This is a genomic window from Actinomycetota bacterium, assembly GCA_019347575.1.
Classification (GTDB): domain Bacteria; phylum Actinomycetota; class Nitriliruptoria; order Nitriliruptorales; family Nitriliruptoraceae; genus JAHWKY01.
The window spans coordinates 16,816-37,683 of the sequence record JAHWKY010000019.1 but is presented as its reverse complement, the minus strand read 5'-3'; the positions used below and the strand labels follow the sequence as shown (position 1 = coordinate 37,683).

The following is a 20,868-nucleotide window of genomic DNA, read 5'->3' as shown; positions in this document are numbered from 1 at the left end:
CGAGGTCCGCGACGTCGTCATGCGCTTCGGCGGTGTCATCGCGGTCGATCACGCCTCGATCGACGTCGAGTCGGGACGGATCGCGGCGCTCATCGGTCCCAACGGAGCGGGCAAGACCACCACCTTCAACATCATCTCCGGGCTGCAGGAACCGACGTCCGGCCAGGTGTTCTGGAAGGGCGAGGACGTCACGTCGTTCGCCGTCCAGGCGCGGGCGCGGCGGGGCATCGGGCGGACCTTCCAACGCCTCGAGGTGTTCGGGTCGCTGACCGTGTACGAGAACCTGCTGGTGTCTGCCGAGATCCACCGCTCGTGGAACAACGACGCACCCCAACCGCGCCTCGTCGCCGAGGAGCTGATCGACCTGATCGGGCTCGAGGACTTCCGGCACCAGCCCGCTGACTCCATCCCCACCGGGATGGCTCGGCGCACCGAGCTCGGCCGTGCGCTCGCGATCGATCCCGAGCTGCTGCTGCTCGATGAGCCCGCGTCCGGACAGGACGAGGAGGAGACCGCCGAGTTCGGCGACCTGCTCCGCGAGCTCGCACGCCGTGGCAAGTCGATCCTGATGGTCGAGCACGACGTCGAGCTCGTCATGGACGTGTGCGAGTGGATCGACGTGCTCGACTTCGGTCGCATCATCGCCTCTGGCCGACCCGAGGAGATCCAGGCCAACGACGAGGTCCAGGCGGCCTACCTCGGGGCAGAGGTCGCGGTCGAGGAGGCGGGCGTATGACGGTTCGAACCTCACCCCCCAGGCCGGCAACGCCGGCACCTCCCCCCTCCAGGGGGGAGGCAATTACCGATCGAACCTCACCCCCCAGGCCGGCAACGCCGGCCCCTCCCCCCTCCAGGGGGGAGGTATGACCACGCCGATCCTCGAGCTGCGCGACGTGCACGCTGCCTACGGACGCATCGAGGTGCTGCGGGGTGTCAGCTTCACCGTCCCGCGGGGCACCGTCGTCGCGCTGCTCGGACCCAACGGTGCGGGCAAGACCACGACGCTCAAGGTCATCTCCGGCCAGATGGAGCCCACCGAGGGTCACGTGCACATCAACGGGCACCATGTGAACGGTCTGGCTCCGGATGCGCTGGCGCGCGCCGGCACCTGCACGATCCCCGAGGGGCGCGGCATCTTCCCCAACCTCAGCGTGAGCGAGAACATCCGCCTGTTCGCGTACTCGGCGTCGGCGCCGGAACGCGACCTGCGCGACCGGGCCTTCGAGTACTTCCCGCGCCTCGGCGAGCGCCGCGAGCAGCTCGCGGGCACCCTGTCGGGTGGTGAGCAGCAGATGCTCGCGATGTCCCGGGCGCTCGCCACCGACCCGGAGCTGCTGCTACTGGACGAACTGTCGATGGGGTTGGCACCCTTGATCGTCGAGGAGCTGTACGCGATCGTCAGCCGGATCGCACGGGAAGGGATCTCGGTCCTGGTGATCGAACAGTTCGCTCGGACGGCCCTCGCCGTCGCGGAGTACGGCGTGGTCATGGTCCACGGACGCGTGACCGCGATCGGTCAACCGCAGGACATCGAGGACCAGCTCTCCGAGGCGTACCTGGGAGGTGCGGCGTGAGGCGTCGGACGCGGGCGTGGGCATCCATCGTGTCCGCCGTGGTCGTCGGCGGGGCGACCCTGCCGCTGCTGCCCGGGGCGGTCGCACAGGAGGTCGAGATCCGGACCGATCCGGGTGAACTCGGCGGCTACACGAGCAAGGCCGAGGCCTCACCGTTCTCGATCCTGTTCTTCGAGCAGAGCATCCCGATCCCGACCGACCCGGGCGAGCCGCAGATGGAGGCGAGCACCTCCTACACCCGCACGACCCTGCAGACCGGGCCGACATCGCGTGCGACCGCGTCCTCGACGTGGCCCGGACCCGCCTTCGGTGACGGGTTCTCGACCATCTGCTCGTGCGAAGAGGACTGGTTCGTCCGCGCCAACGCGAGCTACCCGGCTCCGCCCCACGAGGACGATCAGGCGGCGCCCGGGACGGGATCGGGGATGCACGCCGAGGCGCTCGGGCTCGACGTGCTGGCGACCGCGGTTTCCTCGCAGTCTCCGAACCCCGAGAACGCCGGCTACGGCTCGGTGTCGTCGCTGTCGCTCTCGACGGTTCCCGAGGACGAGGCGGTCACGGTCACGAGCATGGACGCGGCCGCCGAGGACGTCGCGCTCATGGGCGGGGTGATCACGATCGACTCGGTGCGGACTCAGATGACGGCGCGGTCCGACGGGGTGACCGGCACGACGACGGGACACACGGAGGTCAACGGGCTGACGATCGCCGGGCAGGGCTACGTCGTCGACGAGGAGGGGGCCCGTCCGGTGCAGGACGAGGAGCCGGGTGACGGCCCCCCGCCGGTCGAGAACCCGGCACAGCAGGACATCCGTGAAGCACTCGGCATCGAGGTCATCCTCACCGCGCACGAGGAGACCGTCAACGGCGCTGACGCCGCGCGTGAAGCCGGTGGACTCATCATCGTGGTCGACACGACCGTGATGAAGGAGGCGCTCACGGGGCCGGTGCCGATCAACGACGTCATCGCCAACCTACCCCCCGACATCTACGTGGCACTCCTGGGCTTCCTCGGGCTCGGACCGGAGATCCACTACGTCTTCGGTCGCGGATCGGTCCGTGCCGCTGCGACCGAACCCTTCGAGCTGCCGCCGCTGCCGCCTCCACCCGCGGCCCCCGTGGACCCACCGGCCCCCGTCCCGCCTGCCACCGGCGTCTCCAACCCCCCGCCGCCGCAGACCGGCGTGTTCCAGCCGCCCGTCGCGGCGCCGGCTGAGCCCGCCCCGCAAGTGGCGCCACCTCCGACGGGAGGTGGCGAGCCACAGGTCCTCGCCGCGATCCCGGCGGGCTCGGGGATCCCGTCGACGACGTACGTGCTGTGGCTCGCGCTCGTCGCCCTGGCTGCCTACGCGCTGCCCTACCTCACGGACCGCGCGATGGGCGGGATGACGAGTCCGTTCTGTGAGCGTGGGGCGCCGAAGCGCGTGCCCGACCTACGAGTGCCGGCGGATGGCTGAGGAGACCACGATGGCGACCGCGGACGTACCCATCGACGAGCCCGCCACCGGCGGGGCGTCCGACGACGAGCAGCGGTCGGGGCGGCTCGCGACGTTCGCGCGCATGGCGGGCATCGCCAAGCGCGATCGACGCATCCGGTACTGGACCCTCGACCGCATCCTGGCGTTCCTCGCGCTGCTCATGCTCCCGGCGGGGCTCGGGGCGATCATCCTCGGCTGGCTCGGGGCGGCGAACACCCCGTTCTTGTTCGAGCAGGTCCCGTACCTGATCTCGGGTGGGCTGCTCGGCATGGGCCTGATGCTCATGGGCGGGTTGCTCTACGTCGGGTCGTGGCTGGCACGGCTCGCGGAGCAGTCGCGCGACGAGGCCGACAAGGTGCGCGAACTCATCGACGTGCTGCGCGCCGATCTCGCGGCGACGCCGGGGCGTGCCGTCGATGCGGTCGCCCGGAGCTCGGCGGGCCTGCCCGCGTTGCTGGTCGCCACCCCCACCGGGACGATGTTCCACCTCCCCGACTGCTCCGTGGTCGTGGGCCGCGACGACCTCCGCGAGGTCGACCCCGACGCCGAACCCGGCATGCAGCCCTGCAAGATCTGCGAGCCCCTCTCCTGACCCATCGATGTAGGTACAACGCACCCTCCGAGGATGCGATGTAGCTACATCGATGCGCGGATCCGCGTCAGGGTCCGCCGCACCTCTTCCGCCACCCGGGGCATCCTCTCGCGGACGTCGTGTTCATCGAAGCGCAGCGGGGCGCGCCACTCCCCGGTGAGGGCGATCGCGTTCTGTCGCGCCCCGTCCTCCGCTCGTGCCAGGGTCGACGCGTGGTAGCGGTCGGAGTCGATCTCGATCGGCTGCCGCTCCGGGATGTAGGCGAAGTCGAGGAACCGTTGCCGGCCGTCGGCGTCCCGGATCTCGACGTTGGCGGTGGGGAGGTCCACCCCGGCTGCCTGGAGCCCCCGGAAGAAGGTGCGCTCGAGGTCCGAGCGCGAGCCGACCATCCGGGGATCGAACGCCTCGACCGTCCTCCGCGCCAGGCGGACGCCGGGGAACGAGCCCAGGAACGCGATCATCGCGTTGAGTTCGTCGCACGAGGTGCGCTCCTCGGACAGGGCGGCGTCGAGGATGCGACGGTAGGACCGCTCCCAGACGACGTTCGCCAGGTCGAGCAGCGTCCGCGGGACGTTCGTGTACCGCAGGTCCTCCTCCTCGATGATGTGGTCGTAGGGCAGCAGGATCGGGTGGTGCACGATCACACCCCGGACCGTCGGGCTGTGCCCGCGCGGCACCGCGATGTCGATGCGGCTCTCCGCGAGACCCGTAGGCAGGTGGCGTAGCTCGAGCACCTCCGCCGCCGTGACGTGCGACAGGGCAGCCTGAGGGCCGGCTGCGAGCGCCGCCGCCCGGACCTGCAGGTCCCTCGAGTCGGGGACGTTCGCGAAGGCGAAGACGCGTGGCCATCGCACGCCGATCCCGGCCCTCGTGCACCGGGGTGCACGGAGCCTGTGGATGAAGGGCCTGTCCAGCGACCGCCAGCCGGTGGATGGCGGGCCGCACGCGACCTGTGTGGGTACATCGCAACCCCACACGGTGCGATGTACCAACATCGATGGGCTCAGAAGCCCTCGATCTTGTGCATGTTCTTCCAGATGACGTTCGGGATGAACCGCCGCGCCTTGATCGAGGCCCTGGCGGCGCCCGGCGCGCAGAGGAACGCGCCCCGCTCGAGGCTGGCCTCGATGGCGTCGATCACCTCGGCCGGCGTGAGCGGGTCGGGGGTGCGCTTGTCGTGCAGCGTCTTCATCGGCGAGGTGACCTGGTTCAGCAGGGGGGTCTCGACGTTGGGCGGGGCGACGAGCGCGAAGCGGAGGCCGCTGTCGCGGTTCTCGTGGTAGAGGATCTCGGCGAACGCGACCACCGCCGCCTTCGCCGCGCAGTACGCCCCGAGGTACATCGTCGGGAGGTAGCCCATCAACGAGGCGAAGATCACCATGTCGCCCCGCCGCCGCTCGAGCATCCCCGGCAGCGTCGCCTTGACGGTGTTGACGACGCCGAGGTAGTCGACCTCGACGATCTTGCGGATGACCTCGGTGTCCATCTCAGCGAGCAGGCCGGTGGGCATGATCGCGGCGGCGGCCATCGTGCGGTCGATCGGGCCGAGGTCGGTCTCGACCTGCTTGACGACCTGCTGGACGCGTCCGGCGTCGCTGACATCGCACACGAACGTCGTGACGTTCTCGTGCGCCCCGGCCGTCGCGGCCAACCCCTCCTCGTTCACGTCCAGCGCGGCGACCTTCGCGCCCCGTTGCGCGAGACGCGTCGCGGCGAGCTGACCCATGCCGCTGCCGCCTCCGGTGACGAGTGCGACCTTGCCACGGAACGCCATGGCTTCTCCTCCCGCTGACCTGAGGGGCACGCGCCCCGGCTACTTCCCTTGGAACCTCGGGTCACGCTTCTCCGCGAACGCGCGCGGACCCTCCTTCGCGTCCTCCGACGCGAACACCCGCATCCCGATCTCGAGCTCGAGCTTCAGCGCCTCCTCCTCGGGCAGGCTCGCCGTCTCCCGCGCCGAGCGCTTGATCGCCTGCACCGCGAGCGGGCCGTTGCGGGCGATGCGGTTGGCGATCCGTCTCGCCTCGTTCAACGCCTCGCCGTCGGGGACGACGCGGCCGACCAGGCCGATCCGAAGCGCCTCGGCCGCGTCGATCTGCTCGCCGGTGAGGAGGATCTCCATCGCCTTGGTGAACGGCACCTGACGCTGCAGCCGCACGGTCGAACCGCCGATCGGGAACAGCGCGCGCTGCACCTCGGCGAGCCCGAACCGCGCGGACTCGCCGGCGATGCGGATGTCGGTGGCCTGCAGGATCTCGGTACCGCCGGCGACGGCGTAGCCCTCGACCGCGGCGATCAGCGGCTTGCTGAGCGAGTGGTTGCGTAGCATCGCGGTGAACGCCACGTTGGCGCCCTTCACGCGGTCCGCGAAGCCGTCGTCGCCCTCGGAGCGGCGCGAGCTCATGTCCTTGAGGTCGGCGCCCGCGCAGAACGTGCCGCCCGCCCCAGTGAGGATCGCGACCCGTACCGACGGCTCGGCGTCGATCCACTCCCACGCCGCGGCCATGCCCTCGATCATCAGCCCGGACCACGCGTTCTTCGCCTCGGGGCGGTTCATCGTGACCGTGACGACGTGGCCATCCTGCTCGACGATGAGATCGTCGTTCCCCGGCAGCTCCCCTCGACCCATCAGATCCGCTCCAGGATCGTGCCGGTCGCCAGCGCCCCGCCCGCGCACATCGACACCAGGGCGGTCGCGGCGTCACGCCGTTCCAGCTCGTGCAGCGCGGTGGTGATCAGACGTGACCCCGTCGCCCCGACCGGGTGGCCGAGCGCGATCGCCCCGCCGTTGACGTTCACCTTGTCGAGGTCGGGCTCGTGCTCCTGGGCCCAGCTGAGCACCACCGACGCGAACGCCTCGTTGACCTCGAACAGGTCGATGTCGTCGATCTTCATCCCTGCCTTGGCGAGCACGTCGCGGGTGGCCCGGCGCGGTCCGTCGAGGTGGTAGTAGGGGTCGTCGCCGACCAGCGTCTGGGCGAGGATGCGGGCCCGGGGCGTCAGGCCTAGCTCCTGTGCACGTGTGCGCGACATCCACAGCACCGCCGCCGCACCGTCGCTGATCTGTGATGAGGTGCCGGCGGTGTGCAAGCCGTCCTCGAGCACGGGCTTCAGACCGGCGAGGGCGTCCATCGAGGTCGCACGCAGGCCCTCGTCACGGTCGACGGTGGCCCGTTCGCCGGTCGCCTCGCCGTCTTCCAGCACCGGAGCGTCGAGCGCGAAGGTCTCACGCTTGAGGCGGCCCTCCTCCCACGCCTGCTGCGCGTGCTCCTGCGAGCGCAGCCCCCAGGCATCGAGGGCCTCGCGGTCGATGCCGCGGTCGGTCGCGATGCGGTCGGCGCCCTCGAACTGGTTGGGCAGGTCGACGTCCCAGCCGTCGGGGCGGGGCACGCCCGGGCCGTTGAGCACGTTGGCACCGAGGCCCACCCGACTCATCATCTCGACGCCGCACGCGATACCGACGTCGATCGCCCCGACCGCGATCAGGCCCTGGATGAAGTGGTTGGCCTGCTGTGACGACCCGCACTGGCAGTCGATGGTCGTGCACGCGGTCGTCTGGGGGAGGCGGCGCGCCAGCCACGTGTAGCGGGTGATGTTCGCCCCCTGCTCGCCGGCCTGGGTGACGGTCCCGCCGACGACCTGCTGCACGTCCACAGCGTCGATGCCGGCGCGTGCGATCAGCTCCTCGAGCGTCGCCCCCAGCACCTCGGTCGGATGCAACCCGCTGAGGCCACCATTGCGACGGCCGATGGGGGAGCGGACGGCTTCGACGATGACGGCTTCGGACATCTGGCCTCCGACCACGTGCCGATCAACTCGACCGGCGAGCGCTGATGTGCTCGACTGTAACACGTTCTAGTTCTGCGGAGGGTGGTGCTCGATGTGGTCGGCGGATGTGCGCCGCAGTTGGGCACCATCCTGGTGAAGGTCCGAGCTCGAGGCGAGGTGCCCGCGTGACCGACGACGCGACGATCGCCGCCATCGAGGCGGCGCGTGCGCACGTGGGACAGCCCCCGGACGACGAGAAGGTCGCCCCGTATCCCGTCAACGAGGCGATGGTCGTGCACTGGGTGCGGGCTTTCGAGGAGACCAACCCGGTGTACACCGATCCCGAGGTCGCCGCGGCGTCGCGCCACGGAGGCGTCGTCGCCCCGCCCGCGATGCTCGGCAGCTGGACGCTCGAGATCTCCGCCGGCAAGAGCGGCAGTGCCCGCGACCGCGTCTTCGGGGTGCTCGACGACGCCGGGTACACCGCCGTGGTCGCGACGGACTACGAGCACGACTACCTGCGCGAGGTCCGGCCTGGCGACCACCTCTACGAGGAGATCTCGATCGAGTCGCTGTCGGACGTCAAGACGACAGCGCTCGGGGAGGGCTACTTCGTCACGGTCAGGCACGACTACAAGTTGCTCGGCAGCGGGGAAGCCGTTGGCGTCGCCCGGATGCGGCTGCTGAAGTTCCGCCCGCCACCCGCGAAGCCGAAGGCGGGCCAGAGCGCCGTGTCCGACCCGGGCTCGCCCCGCCGACCCCGGCCGCCGATCAACCGCGACAACGCGTTCTTCTGGGAGGGGGTCGAAGCGCGCGAGCTGCGCATCCAGCGCTGCGCCGCGTGCGGGACGTTGCGCCACCCGCCCCGACCGATGTGCGGGGCGTGTGGCGCCACCGAGCGGGACACGGTGACCAGCGCGGGGCGCGGCACCATCCACAGCTACGTCGTTCACCACCACCCGCCCCTACCCGGCACCGATCCACCGTTCGCGGTCGCGGTGATCGACCTCGACGAGGGCGTGCGGTTCGTGTCCGAGATCGTCGACATCGACCCCGCCGAGGTGACCATCGGCATGGCGGTGGAGCTGACCTGGCGCGAGGTCGAGCCCGACTACATCCTCCCCCTGTTCGCGCCCGCGCTGGGTCAGGAGGACGACGCATGAGCGACTCCCTCACGATCGATGACGTCACCGTCGGGGCGGTGCTCCCCGTGGTCGAGCTGGTGACCTCGCGCAGCTTCGTCGTGACGACCGCGATCGCGACCCGCGACTTCGAACCGGTCCACCACGACCCCGAGGTCGCGCAGGCCAGTGGTCTGCCGGACGTCTTCCTGAACATCCTGACGACCAACGGTCTGTGCGTGAAGTACGTCACCGACTGGGCCGGACCACAGGCGATCGCCAAGGGCACAGCGATCCGCCTCGGCGTCCCACACGTCGCCGGCGCCACGCTGAAGTTCAGCGGCGAGGTGACCGCGATCGAGGGGACGATGGTGACCGTCGCGGTCACGGGGCGCAACGCCACCGGCAACCACGTCACCGGCAGGGTCCGGGTCGAGCTGCCTGAGGCTGTGCTACCGCTTCGCTTCTCGAGCACCCAGGCGTCGACGTGAGCGACTTCTCCCGGACCACCGCGATCGCCGGCATCGGCGCCACCGAGTTCTCGAAGGACTCGGGGCGGTCGCCGCTTCAGCTCGCGGCCGAGGCGGTGCGTGCCGCCATCGAGGACGCGGGCCTGCAGCCCTTCGAGGTCGACGGGCTCGTGACCTACAAGCTCGAGGACAACCCCGAGATCCAGGTCGCCGAGGCGGTCGGGATCGGCGCCCTGACCTACTTCAGCCGCGTCCACTACGGCGGCGGGGCGGCCTGCGCCACGATCCAGCAGGCCGCCATGGCGGTCACGACCGGCATGGCCGAGGTGGTCGTGTGCTACCGCGCCTTCAACGAGCGCTCCGGGCGGCGCTACGGGCGGGGCCGCAGCGAGTGGTCCGAGAACGCCGAGGAGGCCGAGTGGGGCTGGTACACGCCCTTCGGGTTCATGACCCCTGCCGCCTGGGTCGCGATGGCGGCGCAGCGCTACCTCCACGACTCCGGTACCACGAGCCAGGATCTCGGCCGCGTGGCCGTGGCGATGCGCAAGCACGCCGCCACCAACCCGGCGGCCTACTTCTTCGAGCGCCCCATCACCCTCGACGAGCACCAAGCCTCGCGCTGGGTCGTCGAACCGTTGCGCCTGCTCGACTGCTGCCAGGAGACCGACGGGGCACAGGCGATCGTCGTTACCTCGCTCGAGCGTGCGCGATCGTTGCGCCGGCCTCCGGCCGTCGTCGCCGCGGCCGCCCAGGGGTCGGCCGACCACCAGCAGCAGATGACCAGCTACTACCACGGCGACATCACGAGGCTGCCGGAGATGCACCTGGTCGGCGAGCAGCTGTGGCGTCAGGCCGGCATCGAGCCAGCCGATATCCAGACGGCGATGATCTACGACCACTTCACCCCGGAGGTGCTGCGCCAGCTCGAGGAGCTGGGGTTCTGCGGGCGGGGCGAGGCCAAGGATTTCGTCGCCGACGGGGGCATCGAGCTCGGTGGACGGCTGCCGGTGAACACGCACGGAGGCCAGCTCGGCGAGGCGTACCTGCACGGGATGAACGGCGTGGCGGAGGGGGTCCGCCAGGTGTGGGGCACCTCCGTCAACCAGGTCGCGGACGTCGAGCACGTTCTGGTCACGGCCGGGACTGGCGTGCCCACGAGCGGACTCATCCTCGCCGTCGATCGTTGACAGACCAACCACGGACCGAACCACCCGGACCGACCACGGAGGAGATCCGATGCAGACCGAGCTGTCCCGCGAGCTGGGTATCGAGTACCCGATCTTCGGGTTCAGCTACGTGCCCGAGGTCGCCGGAGCGATCAGCCGCGCGGGCGGGTTCGGGGTGCTCGGGGCGGTGCGCTACGGCGGCGAGGCGACCGAGCTGGACGAGGCGCTCGATGTGGTCGAGGCCGAGGCCGACGGCCGTCCCTACGGCGTCAACCTCGTCATGCCGGTCTCCCGCGCGCAGGTCGAGGCCGGTGGGTTCGACGATCTCGAGGACAAGCTCGCTGCGCTGATCCCCGAGGAGCACCGAGCGTTCGTCGAGCGTTTCCTCGCGGACCACGACGTCCCGCCGCTGCCCGAGGACGGCGAGGAGGTGCGGGGCGTTCTCGGCTGGGCGGATGCGGCACACGAGCCTCAACTCGACGTCGCCTTCCGGCACTCGCCCGCGCTGCTGGCATCGGCGCTGGGACCTCCTTCGAAGGAGGTCGTGGACCGCGCCCACGAGGCCGGCATCAAGGTGGCCGCGCTCGTCGGGCGGGTGGATCAAGCGCTGAAGCAGCGCGAGCAGGGCGTGGACATCGTCGTCGCGCAGGGCTGGGAGGCCGGGGGCCACACGGGAGACATCGCCTCGATGGTGCTGTGGCCGGAGGTCGTCGACGCGGTCGCCCCGGCCCCCGTGCTCGCCGCGGGCGGCGTGGGGGACGGACGTCAGGTCGCGGCGGCGTTGGCGCTCGGGGCGCAGGGGGTGTGGACCGGCTCGATCTGGCTGTCGACCACCGAGTGCGCGCTACCCGACGGGTTGCAGAAACTGCTGTGGGAGGCGACCTCCCGCGACACGCTGCGCTCGCGCGGTCTGACCGGCAAGCCCGCGCGGCAGCTCAAGACCTCCTGGCTCGAGGCGTGGGAGTCGGACGACAACCCTGATCCACTGCAGATGCCGCTGCAGTACCTGCTGACCTCCGAGGCTCTGGCTCGCTTCCGCGCGGCGGGGCGGCACGACCTCGTGGGGACCCCCGTGGGCCAGATCGTCGGGGCGCTGCACGAAGCGCGCCCCGTCGTCGAGGTCATGGCTGACCTGGTCAGTGGGGCGCGGGAGGCGGCGGGGCGCGTGCACCGCATCGTGGGAGGAGCCTGAGATGGACCTACACGAAGTCGACATCGCCAACCACGACAACTACATCGAGGCGTTCCCGTACGAGATGTTCGACGTGCTCCGGCGAGAGGACCCCGTCCACCTCCACGAGGACCCCTACGAGGGCGTGCCGTTCTGGGCACTGACCAAGCACGAGGACATCGTCTACGCCTCACGCAGGCCCGAGATCTACTCCAGCTTCGAGCGCACCTCCATCTTCCGCGAGCCGACGATGAACAACGAGCTCGAGGAGCTGCAGCTCATGATGGTCAACCAGGACCCTCCGGAACACACCCGCCTGCGGTCCATCGTCAACAGCGGCTTCACGCCCCGCGTGATCGCCCGGCTCGAGGAGCGCATCCGCGACTACACCAACGCCATCGTGGATCGCGCCCTCGAGGAAGGTGAGGGCGACTTCGTGCGCTGGGTGTCCGCGGAGCTCCCACTCGAGGTCATCGCCGAGCTCATGGGCGCCCCGATCGAGGAACGCGATTTCATCTTCGAGATCAGCAACCGCCTCATCGGCTTCGACGACCCCGAGTTCCAGACGTCGCCGGAGGACGCTCGTGTCGCCGCCGCCGAGATGTTCACGTACGCCGAGAACCTGCGCCAGCAACGTGAGGCCGAGCCGCGCGACGACATCGTGACCGCCCTCGTGAACGCGGAGGTGGACGGGAACCGGCTGAGCGAGATGGAGTTCGACCTCTTCTTCATCCTGCTGGCGGTGGCCGGCAACGAGACGACGCGCAACGCCATCAGCCACGGGATGCAGGCGCTGTTCGACCACCCGGGGGAGTGGAAGAAGCTCAAGGCGGAGCCATCGCTGCTCGACACCGCGGCCGACGAGATCATCCGCTGGGCACACCCCGTCATCCAGTTCCGCCGCACCGCGATGCGCGACGACGTCATCCGCGGCCGCGAGATCCGGGACGGTGACAAGGTCGTGCTGTGGTACGCGTCGGGCAACCGCGACGAGGACGTGTTCGAGGCCCCCTACACCTTCGACGTCGCCCGCGCCCCGAACCCCCACATCAGCTTCGGCGGTGGCGGTCCCCACTACTGCCTCGGGGCGCACCTGGCGAAGCTCGAGATCCGCATCATGTTCGACGTCATCGCCGACCGCATGCCCGACATCGAGCCCGCCGGCGAGGTCCGCCGCCTGCGCAGCAACTTCATCAACGGCATCAAGACCATGCCCGTCCGCTTCACCCCCTAGTCCCCGCGCCCCGCCCCGCCTGCCACCCGGCCGCCCCGCCCCCGGTGAGACTGAAGAGTTGAGTGCGTACAGACGTACCCAACGCTTCAACGTCGCGGGTGCCGGCGGGTTGTCCCCAGCGGATCGAACGCTGGCCTCGACGTGGCAACCGCGAGGTTGCATCGTGTGCGCCATGATCAAGCGCATCTACGACCTCGCGGCCCAGCAGCACCAGGTCGTCCACGTCCGCCAAGCCGCCAACGAGGGGATCGATCTGCGGTCTTTCCGCGCCCGCATGTCCGCCGACGGAGGAACCCGCCTCCAGCGAGGTTCCTGGTTGATGCCCGGCGCCGAGCGTTCGTTCCAGGCGGAAGCGATGGCGGCCGTTCTCACGGCTGGTGACCGCAGCGCCATCACGGGGCAGAGCGCGCTCTACCTGCACGGCATCACCGACGCTCGACCATCACAGCTCCAGGTTGCGGTCCCGGCCGATCGCGCCCGGCCGACCCTGGTCGGCGTGGACGACATCATCCGCAGTGCCAAACTTCTCCAGCGCGATGTGCAGTCGGCCCGGGGGATCCGTGCGCTGGTACCCGCGTGGTCGCTGCTGCACAGCGGCCGCCGGAACCCCGGGCCGGTCGTGCTCGAGTGGACAATCAACGCCCAGCAGCGAGGTCACCTGCCGCGCGGTGCCCTCGAGGACGTGCTCTGGCGCTGCGGCCACGCGAACGGGACGGGGTCTGTGCGCCGCGCCTACGAAGCCACGATCTCGGATACCGTCGACTCGGTGCTCGAGCTCGACTCTCGTAGGCTCGTGAGGTCTCTCGGTCACGCCCCGTACCCCTCGCCGTTCCCGTTCCTGTGTGGCGACGGGCGCGTCATCCACCTCGATCTACCGTTCCCCTCGATCTGGTTCGCTTACGAGTGCGACAGCCCGCAGTCGCGGGCTGGCGGGCGCGCGTTCCGCACCGACCGGAAGCGGTGGGTCGAGGCGAAGAAGGGCGGTTGGGACGTCAGCTGGTTGACGCGCGATCGCATCGAGAACGACGTCGAGAGCATCGCCGAGGAGCTCGCTGCAGCACACGCAGGCGCCGATCCCGAGCGGCCGCCGCCGATCGCGACGCCGTGCCGTCAGCGCCGTTGCCGCGTCTGTCCCGAGCTCCGAGCGAGCCTGAAGCGTTGAGTGCGTTCTGACGTACTCAACTCTTCAGCCCCAGCGGCGCCCCGCAGAAGTGGAACGTGTTCTAGTATGCGCCCCGCGCCGAGCAGGGGACGCGCGATGAGCGAGCAGCAGCAACCGGTGACGGGGTTCTACGCGTTGGCACAGCTCGAGCCGGAAGCGCTCTGCGTCATCGAGCCGGACGGCACCGAGCACACGCGGGGCGCGATCCTCGGCAACGTCCACCGCATCACCCACGCCCTCCGCGGGCTCGGCCTCGAGCGCGGCGACGTCGTGGCGATGCTGCTACCCAACAGCGCCGAGGCCATCGGGTTGATCCTCGCGGTCATGCAGTCCGGGTGGCACCTCGTGCCGATCAACTGGCACCTCGCCGGCGACGAGGTGGCCTACATCGTCGAGGACAGCGGGGCGAGGGCGTTCGTGGCGCACAGCCGCTTCGAGGACGCGGTCACCGCGGTCACCGACGACGTCCCCACGCTTCCGGCCGAGGCGCGCTTCAGCGTCGGGGCGCTGGAGGGGTACCGGGACTGGCTCACGTTCCGCGACGGGCACCCCGACACGGCGCCCGACGACCGCACGGCGGGCGGGTTCATGAACTACACCTCGGGGACCACGGGGCGTCCGAAGGGGGTCGAGCGGCCGCTCCCCGAGGTCGACGCGGACACCCAGGCGAGCCTGTCCGGCTTCCTCAACTACCTGTTCGGCATCCAGCCCGGCGAGGACCACGTCCACCTCGCGGTCGCCCCGCTGTACCACACCGCCGTTATGCAGTTCGTCCTCGCCGCGTTGCAGTTCGGCCACACGGTCGTGCTCATGGACAAGTGGACCCCGGAGGGGACGCTCGAGCGCATCGAGCGCTATCGCGTCACGACCAGCCACATGGTGCCGACGATGTTCAACCGGATGCTGAAGCTGCCGGAGGACGAGCGCAGGCGCTACGACGTGTCCAGCCTCACCCACGTCATCCACAGCGCCGCCCCGTGCCCCGTCCCGACCAAGCACGCGATGCTCGAGTGGTGGGGCCCGGTGGTCTACGAGTACTACGCGGCGACCGAGGGAGGCGGAACGCTCGCGACCCCCGAGGACTGGTTACGCAAGCCCGGCACGGTCGGCAACGCCTGGCCGATCAGCGAGATCAAGATCCTCGACGATGACGGCAACGAGCTGCCCGCCGGCGAGATCGGCACGGTCTGGATGAAGATGGGCGACCGCACCTTCGAGTACCACGGCGACGAGGACAAGACCAAGCGGACCTGGAACGAGCAGGGCTTCTTCACCGTCGGGGACGTGGGTGAGCTCGACGAGGACGGCTTCCTGTTCCTGCGTGACCGTAAGGTCGACATGATCATCTCCGGCGGCGTCAACATCTACCCAGCCGAGATCGAGTCCCAGCTCCTCCAGCACGAGGCCGTCCTCGACTGCGCCGTGTTCGGCGTCCCCAACGATGACTGGGGCGAGGAGGTTAAGGCTGCCGTGCAGCTCGTCGATCCCGACGCGGTGAGTGACGACCTCGCCGAGGAGCTGATCGCCTACTGCCGCGACCACCTCGGGGGCTACAAGGTCCCACGCACCATCGACTTCCACGCCGAGCTCCCGCGCACCGCCACCGGCAAGCTCCTCAAGCGCGAGCTCCGCGCCCCGTACTGGGAGGGCCGCGACAGCGCTCTCGTGTGACGGGGGGCCGGGTCCAACGAGGTCGACCGGCGCCGTTCCCGGACGGATAGGGAGGCGGGTGTTGCCCGGGGGAGGGCTCTCGCTCGCCTACGTTGACCTTCGCCGGCAACGGAGGGACGCAGTGGGCACACGGGGACGGATCCTGATCGTCGCGGCGGTCATCGCCACCCTGCTCGTACCGGTGACGGCCGAAGCGGCGCCGGTCGCCCGTCTCTGGGGTGACGACCGCTACGAGACCGCGGCAGCGATCAGCGAGGCCAGCTGGCCCGACGGGGCCGAGTTCGCCTTCGTCACGACCGGAGAGAGCTTCCCCGATGCGCTGGCAGCCGGCCCCGTCGCGGCGGGCCTCGGGCCGGTGCTGCTGGTGCGCCACAAGGTGATCCCCGGAGCGACGGTGCGGGAGCTGCGCCGTCTCCAGCCGGAGTTCATCCTCGTCGTCGGGGGGCCAGCAGCGGTGCGGGACGACGTGGTCGATGCGCTCGAGGACTTCGCCACCGACGGGGCGCTGCCGGTCGGTGGAGCGGACCGGTACGAGACCGCCGCTTTCCTCTCCGAGCTCGTCTTCGAAGAAGGGGCGGAGACGGCGTTCCTCACCACGGGCGAGGGCTTCGCCGATGCGCTGTCCGCCTCGGCGCTCGCCGGTGCGTTCGGTGAGCCGCTGCTGTTGACGAGACGGCAGTCGCTGCCGGGATCGACGCGGGCCGAGATCGAACGGCTCGGCGCCACGTCCGTCGAGGTCATCGGAGGTCCCGACGCGATCGACCCCGCCATCGTGAGCGAGCTCGCCGCGATGGGCGTGACGGTACGTCGCATCGCGGGAGCCGACCGCTACGGCACCAGCGCCGCCGTCAGCCGCTCGCTCCACTCGTTCTCCAACTCGGCGTTCGTCGCCACGGGCACGGACTTCCCCGACGCGCTGGCGGGGGCCGCATTCGCCGGCCTCCACGCCGAGCCGCTCCTGCTCGTCCGCCCCGACGCCATCCCCGTCGAGGTCGGTTGCGAGCTCGCCCGTCTCCAGCCCGGCGAGATCTTCGTCCTTGGCGGTCCGGCAGCCGTGCGCGACGACGTCGCCGCACAGCTCGAGTCCGGCGCTTACGTCGCCGACCCGACCGCGTGTCCTCCGGCACCGAGCGAGATCCCCACGCGTGTGCAGCTGCCGGACGACGCGCTGCTCGGTGACGCGGTCATCACCGATGACGACGTCGCCTACGTCGCCAACGCCGGGCGCGGTCGCCTGGAGGTCATCGATGCGCGGACCGGGATCAGGCGCGGTTCCATCCCGGTCGGGAGTGAGCCGTGGGATGTCGACGTCGCACCGGACGGCACGCTCTTCGTCACGGATCGGACGACGGACGTCATCAGCGTGGTCGATCCCGACGCCGGCGAGGTCGTGCGCACGATGGACCTCGGACTGGGCGAGCAGCACCTCGCACGGATCGCGGTGACCGACGACGGTCGTGCGCTCGTGAGTACGCGCTACGACGCCCCTGGCGCCGCACCATCGCACCTCTACATCGTCGACCTCGCGACCGGAGACCTCGACGAGCTCGCCGAGGTCGCGCCGGACACGATCATCGAACGCAGCCGCGACCGCTCCCGCATCTACGCCGGCGAGACCGTCCCGGAGGACGGGCGGCTCCTGCTGTGGGAGCCCGCGACCGAGCCGGCCGCGGTGACCTCGAGGGCCACGGGGATGTCGATCGCCACGCTGGCGGTCGATGCCGACGGCGACCGTGTTCTCGTCAACGGGGTGACGCTCTACGACGACCGGTTCAAGCCGATCGGCTCGTTGCCCGAGAGCGGGACCGTCTACGGCTCCGATCTCTCCGGCGACGGGGCGGTGGCGTTCCGTCAGTCGAGCCTCGCGGTGGACGCGGTGGACGTCGCCACGGGAACGTCGGTGGAGCTCCTCGGCTACAGCGAGGACTTCGTGGTCGCGGGCCTGGGGGAGGTCACGGCCGCCCCTGACGAGGGCGCGCTGCTGGTGGACTTCGAGGACAGCGTGCTGCTGTGGGTCGACGAGGACGGGTCCCTGGCCTGACGTTGCCAGCAAACTGGAACGTGTTCTAGTATCGGCGCCCCGCGAACAGAGTGCTCAAGTAGCCGCAGGCGGTAGCACAGAACAGACCGGAGGATGGGGTGACCGAGGAGGTGCTGGAGGCTCCGCACGTCCTGTCGTACGACTACACCCGCTCCACCGGCCCCGTGATCGGCACCTTCCTGGCCGGGCTCCGCGACCGCCGCATCCTCGGCATCCGCGGCCGCGACGGGCGCGTGCTGGTGCCGCCCCAGGAGTACGACCCGCTCACCTCGGAGTCGCTCGGTGCGCGACGAGCCGAAGCGGTAGCACAGGAGGACGAGTGGGTCGAGGTCGCCGCCGAGGGTGAGGTCGTGAGCTGGGCGTGGAACCCCACGCCCCGACCGGGCCAGCCGCTGGACCGGACGTTCGCGTGGGTGCTCGTCCGCCTCGACGGTGCCGACACGACCATGCTCCACGCCCTGGACGTCTCTGCGCCCGACCAGGTCGTAACCGGGCAGCGCGTGCGCATCCGCTGGAGCGACGAGCCCCAGGGGCGCATCACCGACATCGCCTGCTTCGAGCCGACCGGTGACTCGGACGAGCCGAAAAAGGAGCCGGCCGCGTGACCTATCGTGCCTCACCCCCCAGGCCGGCAACGCCGGCCCCTCCCCCCTCGAGGGGGGAGGCGTGACGGACGTCGCGCTGCCCGAGCCGCTCACCGAGGTCATCACGCCGGTCCACCTCGAGTACCGCTACACCCCCGGCGAGTCACCGAGCCAGTTCCTGCGCCACATCCCCGAGGGCAAGCTGCTGGGTCGGCGCTGTCCCGAGTGCGGCAAGGTGTACGCCCCGCCCCGCGGGGCGTGCTCCATGTGCGGGTCGTTGTTCGGTGAGGAGGTCGAGCTCGCCGACACCGGCACGGTCACCACGTTCTGCATCGTCAACATCAACTTCGCCAACCGTGCGGTCGATCTGCCCTACGTCTGCGCTGAGATCCTCTTCGACGGCTCCGACACGACCGCCCAGCTGTTGCTGCAGGGCATCGATCCCGACGAGGTCCGGATGGGGATGCGTGTCCGTGCCGTGTGGAAGCCCGAGGAGGAACGCACGCCGTCCATGGCGTCGATCAGCCACGTCGAGCCGGTGGACGAGCCCGACGCCCCGTTCGACTCCTACGCCGAGTTCGTGTGATGGTCGACGTCGCTGTCGTCGGCTACAGCTCGTTCGCGACGCCCCGGGAGGAGCGTCGCAACGAGATCGAGATGCTCATCCCGGTCATCGACGAGGCCCTCGCCCCCACCGGCCTCGCCAAGGGCGACATGGGGTTCGTCGTCAGCGGGTCGAGCGACTACCTCGCCGGACAGCCGTTCGCGTTCGTCAACGCGCTCGACGCGATCGGCGCGTGGCCACCGATCGCGGAGTCACACGTCGAGCAGGACGGCGCCTTCGCCCTGTACGAGGCGTGGCTGCGCCTGCAGCACGGTGACATCGACACGGCGCTCGTCTACGGGTTCGGCAAGTCCTCACCGGGCGACCTGCCGCGGGTGCTCGCGCTGCAGATGGATCCCTACACCGTCACGCCGCTGTGGCCGGACTCGGTCTCCCTCGCCGCACTGCAGGCGCGCCTGCTCCTCGAGGACGGCGTGGACGAGCGCGACCTCGCGGAGGTGGCCGCGCGCAGCCTGACCGATGCCGTCGGCAACCCCCACGCCGTCCGCTCAGGTCAGAGCACCGCCGACGAACTGCTCGAACGCCCCGTCTTCGCCGACCCCCTGCGCAAGCACGATTGCGCCCCGATCACCGATGGCTGCACAGCCGTCGTGCTGGCGACCGGCGACCGAGCCCGCGAGCTGAGCGAGCGCCCCGCCTGGATCACCGGTATCGACCACCGCATCGAACCGACCGCGATCGGCACGCGCGACCTCACCGACTCGCCGTCGACCCGGCGCGCCGCCGAGGAAGCCGGCGTCGCCGAGGGTCCCGTTGACGTCGCCGAGCTGTACGCCCCGTTCAGCTCGCAGGAGCTGATCCTGCGTCGCGCGCTGGGACTGAACGGCGCGACGAGGATCAACCCCAGCGGAGGAGCGCTCGTCAGCAACCCTGTGATGGCCGCAGGACTGATCCGGATCGGCGAGGCGGCGCAGCGGATCCGCGATGGCGAAGCCAACCGGGCGGTCGCCCACGCGACTTCCGGCCCACTGCTACAGCACAACCTCGTGTGCGTCCTGGAGGCGCGGTGATGGGAGCGCGAAGGGTCGCGGTCGTCGGGTGCGGGCAGACGCACCACAAGGCCGAACGCAAGGACGTCTCCATCCCCGGTCTCGTCCGGGAGGCCGCCGAGCGCGCGCTCGCCGATGCCGAGATGGACTGGGGTGACATCGACGCCGTCGTGATCGGCAAGGCGCCGGACATGTTCGAGGGCGTGATGATGCCCGAGCTCATGCTCGCCGACGCCCTGGGTGCGACCGGCAAGCCGATGCTGCGGGTACACACGGCCGGGTCGGTCGGAGGTTCGACCGCGGTCGTCGCCACCCACCACGTGAGCGCCGGGCGGTTCGACCGCGTCCTGACGGTCGCCTTCCAGAAGCAGTCCGAATCCAACGCGATGTGGGCGCTGTCGGTCCCGATCCCGTTCTCCACGCCCCTGCTCGCCGGCGCCGGCGGCTACTTCAGCCCCATCGTGCGCGCCTACATCAAGAAGAGCGGTGCCCCCGAGAACACCGGCTACCTCGTCGCGCTCAAGGACCGCTTGAACGCGTTGAAGAACCCCTACGCGCACATCCACCAGGAGGACGTCACCTACGAGGCGGTCGTCGAGTCGCCGATGCTGTGGGACCCGATCCGCTACGCCGAGACGTGCCCCTCGTCCGACGGCGCGGCCGCGATAGTGCTGGCCTCCGACCGCGTCGCCGACGGGCGCGACGGGGTCGCCTGGGTGCACGGGACCGCGGTCCGTTCCGAGCCGACCATCGGTGCCGGCCGTGACCGCGTCAACCCGTGGGCAGGGCGCGCCTGCGCCGAGGCGGTCTACGCCGAGGCCGGCATCAGCGACCCCCGCAGCCAGATCGACTGCGCCGAGATGTACGTGCCGTTCAGCTGGTTCGAGCCGATGTGGCTCGAGAACCTCGGGATCGCGCCGGAGCACGAGGGCTGGAAGATGGTCCAGGATGGCTCGACCCAGCTCGACGGCGACTTCCCGGTCGACATGTCCGGGGGAGTGCTGTCCACCAACCCCATCGGCGCGTCGGGGATGCTGCGGTTCCTCGAGGCGGCTCTCCAGGTGCGGGGCCAGGCCGGTGAGCACCAGGTCGACGGCGCGCGAACCGCGATGGGCCACGCCTACGGAGGCGGCAGCCAGTTCTTCGCCATGTGGGTGGTCGGAAGCGGCAGGCCGTGATCGTGACGTCACCTCGTCCACTCGAGCCGACGAAGTGACGTCAC

General features: G+C 70.2%; 18 protein-coding genes and 1 pseudogene. 15 read left to right on the top strand and 4 right to left on the bottom strand.

The window, feature by feature from the left end; translation table 11 throughout:
* The first annotated feature begins 19 nt into the window (after positions 1 to 19).
* The 4 genes from KY469_13740 to KY469_13725 all read left to right on the top strand — a co-directional run bounded on the left by KY469_13740 (position 20) and on the right by KY469_13725 (position 3,644).
* Positions 20 to 736: an ABC transporter ATP-binding protein gene (locus tag KY469_13740; GenBank protein ID MBW3664156.1), complete on the top strand. Its 717-nt coding sequence runs from the start codon at positions 20 to 22 to the stop codon at positions 734 to 736.
* Between the two features lie 127 nt (positions 737 to 863).
* A complete protein-coding gene (locus tag KY469_13735; GenBank protein ID MBW3664155.1) occupies positions 864 to 1,574 on the top strand; it encodes an ABC transporter ATP-binding protein in 711 nt (236 codons plus the stop codon).
* On the top strand, positions 1,571 to 3,031 hold the full coding sequence (locus KY469_13730; GenBank protein ID MBW3664154.1) for a hypothetical protein: 1,461 nt from the start codon (positions 1,571 to 1,573) through the stop codon (positions 3,029 to 3,031). The genes KY469_13735 and KY469_13730 overlap by 4 nt, the downstream gene beginning before the upstream one ends.
* On the top strand, positions 3,024 to 3,644 hold the full coding sequence (locus tag KY469_13725; GenBank protein ID MBW3664153.1) for a hypothetical protein: 621 nt from the start codon (positions 3,024 to 3,026) through the stop codon (positions 3,642 to 3,644). The genes KY469_13730 and KY469_13725 overlap by 8 nt, the downstream gene beginning before the upstream one ends.
* 44 nt (positions 3,645 to 3,688) lie before the next feature.
* Here KY469_13725 and KY469_13720 read toward each other — a convergent pair whose 3' ends face one another.
* The 4 genes from KY469_13720 to KY469_13705 form a co-directional block, all read right to left on the bottom strand.
* Complete coding sequence (locus tag KY469_13720; protein ID MBW3664152.1) at positions 3,689 to 4,498, bottom strand: hypothetical protein; 810 nt, start codon at positions 4,496 to 4,498, stop codon at positions 3,689 to 3,691.
* A gap of 149 nt (positions 4,499 to 4,647) precedes the next feature.
* Positions 4,648 to 5,418, bottom strand: coding sequence for an SDR family NAD(P)-dependent oxidoreductase (locus KY469_13715; protein MBW3664151.1), 771 nt, complete (start codon positions 5,416 to 5,418; stop codon positions 4,648 to 4,650).
* Between the two features lie 39 nt (positions 5,419 to 5,457).
* The gene (locus tag KY469_13710) at positions 5,458 to 6,273 is read right to left on the bottom strand and encodes a crotonase/enoyl-CoA hydratase family protein (GenBank protein ID MBW3664150.1); all 816 of its coding nucleotides are present in this window, start codon (positions 6,271 to 6,273) and stop codon (positions 5,458 to 5,460) included.
* A complete protein-coding gene (locus KY469_13705; protein MBW3664149.1) occupies positions 6,273 to 7,433 on the bottom strand; it encodes a steroid 3-ketoacyl-CoA thiolase in 1,161 nt (386 codons plus the stop codon). The genes KY469_13710 and KY469_13705 overlap by 1 nt, the downstream gene beginning before the upstream one ends.
* A gap of 164 nt (positions 7,434 to 7,597) precedes the next feature.
* Here KY469_13705 and KY469_13700 point away from each other — a divergent pair, with 164 nt between their 5' ends.
* The 11 genes and pseudogenes from KY469_13700 to KY469_13650 all read left to right on the top strand — a co-directional run bounded on the left by KY469_13700 (position 7,598) and on the right by KY469_13650 (position 20,824).
* Positions 7,598 to 8,575: an OB-fold domain-containing protein gene (locus tag KY469_13700; protein ID MBW3664148.1), complete on the top strand. Its 978-nt coding sequence runs from the start codon at positions 7,598 to 7,600 to the stop codon at positions 8,573 to 8,575.
* A complete protein-coding gene (locus KY469_13695; GenBank protein ID MBW3664147.1) occupies positions 8,572 to 9,024 on the top strand; it encodes a hypothetical protein in 453 nt (150 codons plus the stop codon). Before KY469_13700 ends, KY469_13695 begins: the two co-directional genes overlap by 4 nt.
* Positions 9,021 to 10,190, top strand: coding sequence for a lipid-transfer protein (locus KY469_13690; protein ID MBW3664146.1), 1,170 nt, complete (start codon positions 9,021 to 9,023; stop codon positions 10,188 to 10,190). The genes KY469_13695 and KY469_13690 overlap by 4 nt, the downstream gene beginning before the upstream one ends.
* 49 nt (positions 10,191 to 10,239) lie before the next feature.
* The gene (locus KY469_13685; protein ID MBW3664145.1) at positions 10,240 to 11,361 is read left to right on the top strand and encodes a nitronate monooxygenase; all 1,122 of its coding nucleotides are present in this window, start codon (positions 10,240 to 10,242) and stop codon (positions 11,359 to 11,361) included.
* A 1-nt stretch (position 11,362) separates the two neighbouring features.
* On the top strand, positions 11,363 to 12,574 hold the full coding sequence (locus KY469_13680) for a cytochrome P450 (GenBank protein MBW3664144.1): 1,212 nt from the start codon (positions 11,363 to 11,365) through the stop codon (positions 12,572 to 12,574).
* Between the two features lie 163 nt (positions 12,575 to 12,737).
* Complete coding sequence (locus tag KY469_13675; GenBank protein ID MBW3664143.1) at positions 12,738 to 13,736, top strand: hypothetical protein; 999 nt, start codon at positions 12,738 to 12,740, stop codon at positions 13,734 to 13,736.
* 96 nt (positions 13,737 to 13,832) lie between these two features.
* Positions 13,833 to 15,407, top strand: a complete 1,575-nt coding sequence (locus tag KY469_13670) for an acyl-CoA synthetase (protein MBW3664142.1) — start codon at positions 13,833 to 13,835, stop codon at positions 15,405 to 15,407.
* A gap of 121 nt (positions 15,408 to 15,528) precedes the next feature.
* Positions 15,529 to 17,448, top strand: a complete 1,920-nt coding sequence (locus tag KY469_13665) for a cell wall-binding repeat-containing protein (protein ID MBW3664141.1) — start codon at positions 15,529 to 15,531, stop codon at positions 17,446 to 17,448.
* A gap of 98 nt (positions 17,449 to 17,546) precedes the next feature.
* Positions 17,547 to 18,618: pseudogene (locus KY469_13660) on the top strand (OB-fold domain-containing protein).
* Entirely contained in the window at positions 18,618 to 19,667 is a 1,050-nt protein-coding gene (locus KY469_13655) for a thiolase domain-containing protein (protein MBW3664140.1), read from the top strand. Before KY469_13660 ends, KY469_13655 begins: the two are co-directional and overlap by 1 nt.
* Positions 19,667 to 20,824: a thiolase domain-containing protein gene (locus KY469_13650; GenBank protein ID MBW3664139.1), complete on the top strand. Its 1,158-nt coding sequence runs from the start codon at positions 19,667 to 19,669 to the stop codon at positions 20,822 to 20,824. The genes KY469_13655 and KY469_13650 overlap by 1 nt, the downstream gene beginning before the upstream one ends.
* Positions 20,825 to 20,868: the final 44 nt, after the last annotated feature.

What these genes read in the sequence shown, in the direction of transcription:
- KY469_13740 (MBW3664156.1), top strand. Translation starts at nt 20, where the DNA reads ATGCGCTTCGGCGGTGTCATCGCGGTCGATCACGCCTCGATCGACGTC.
- KY469_13735 (MBW3664155.1), top strand. Translation starts at nt 864, where the DNA reads ATGACCACGCCGATCCTCGAGCTGCGCGACGTGCACGCTGCCTACGGA.
- KY469_13725 (MBW3664153.1), top strand. Translation starts at nt 3,024, where the DNA reads ATGGCTGAGGAGACCACGATGGCGACCGCGGACGTACCCATCGACGAG.
- KY469_13715 (MBW3664151.1), bottom strand. Translation starts at nt 5,418, where the DNA reads ATGGCGTTCCGTGGCAAGGTCGCACTCGTCACCGGAGGCGGCAGCGGC.
- KY469_13710 (MBW3664150.1), bottom strand. Translation starts at nt 6,273, where the DNA reads ATGGGTCGAGGGGAGCTGCCGGGGAACGACGATCTCATCGTCGAGCAG.
- KY469_13705 (MBW3664149.1), bottom strand. Translation starts at nt 7,433, where the DNA reads ATGTCCGAAGCCGTCATCGTCGAAGCCGTCCGCTCCCCCATCGGCCGT.
- KY469_13695 (MBW3664147.1), top strand. Translation starts at nt 8,572, where the DNA reads ATGAGCGACTCCCTCACGATCGATGACGTCACCGTCGGGGCGGTGCTC.
- KY469_13685 (MBW3664145.1), top strand. Translation starts at nt 10,240, where the DNA reads ATGCAGACCGAGCTGTCCCGCGAGCTGGGTATCGAGTACCCGATCTTC.
- KY469_13680 (MBW3664144.1), top strand. Translation starts at nt 11,363, where the DNA reads ATGGACCTACACGAAGTCGACATCGCCAACCACGACAACTACATCGAG.
- KY469_13670 (MBW3664142.1), top strand. Translation starts at nt 13,833, where the DNA reads ATGAGCGAGCAGCAGCAACCGGTGACGGGGTTCTACGCGTTGGCACAG.
- KY469_13655 (MBW3664140.1), top strand. Translation starts at nt 18,618, where the DNA reads ATGGTCGACGTCGCTGTCGTCGGCTACAGCTCGTTCGCGACGCCCCGG.
- KY469_13650 (MBW3664139.1), top strand. Translation starts at nt 19,667, where the DNA reads ATGGGAGCGCGAAGGGTCGCGGTCGTCGGGTGCGGGCAGACGCACCAC.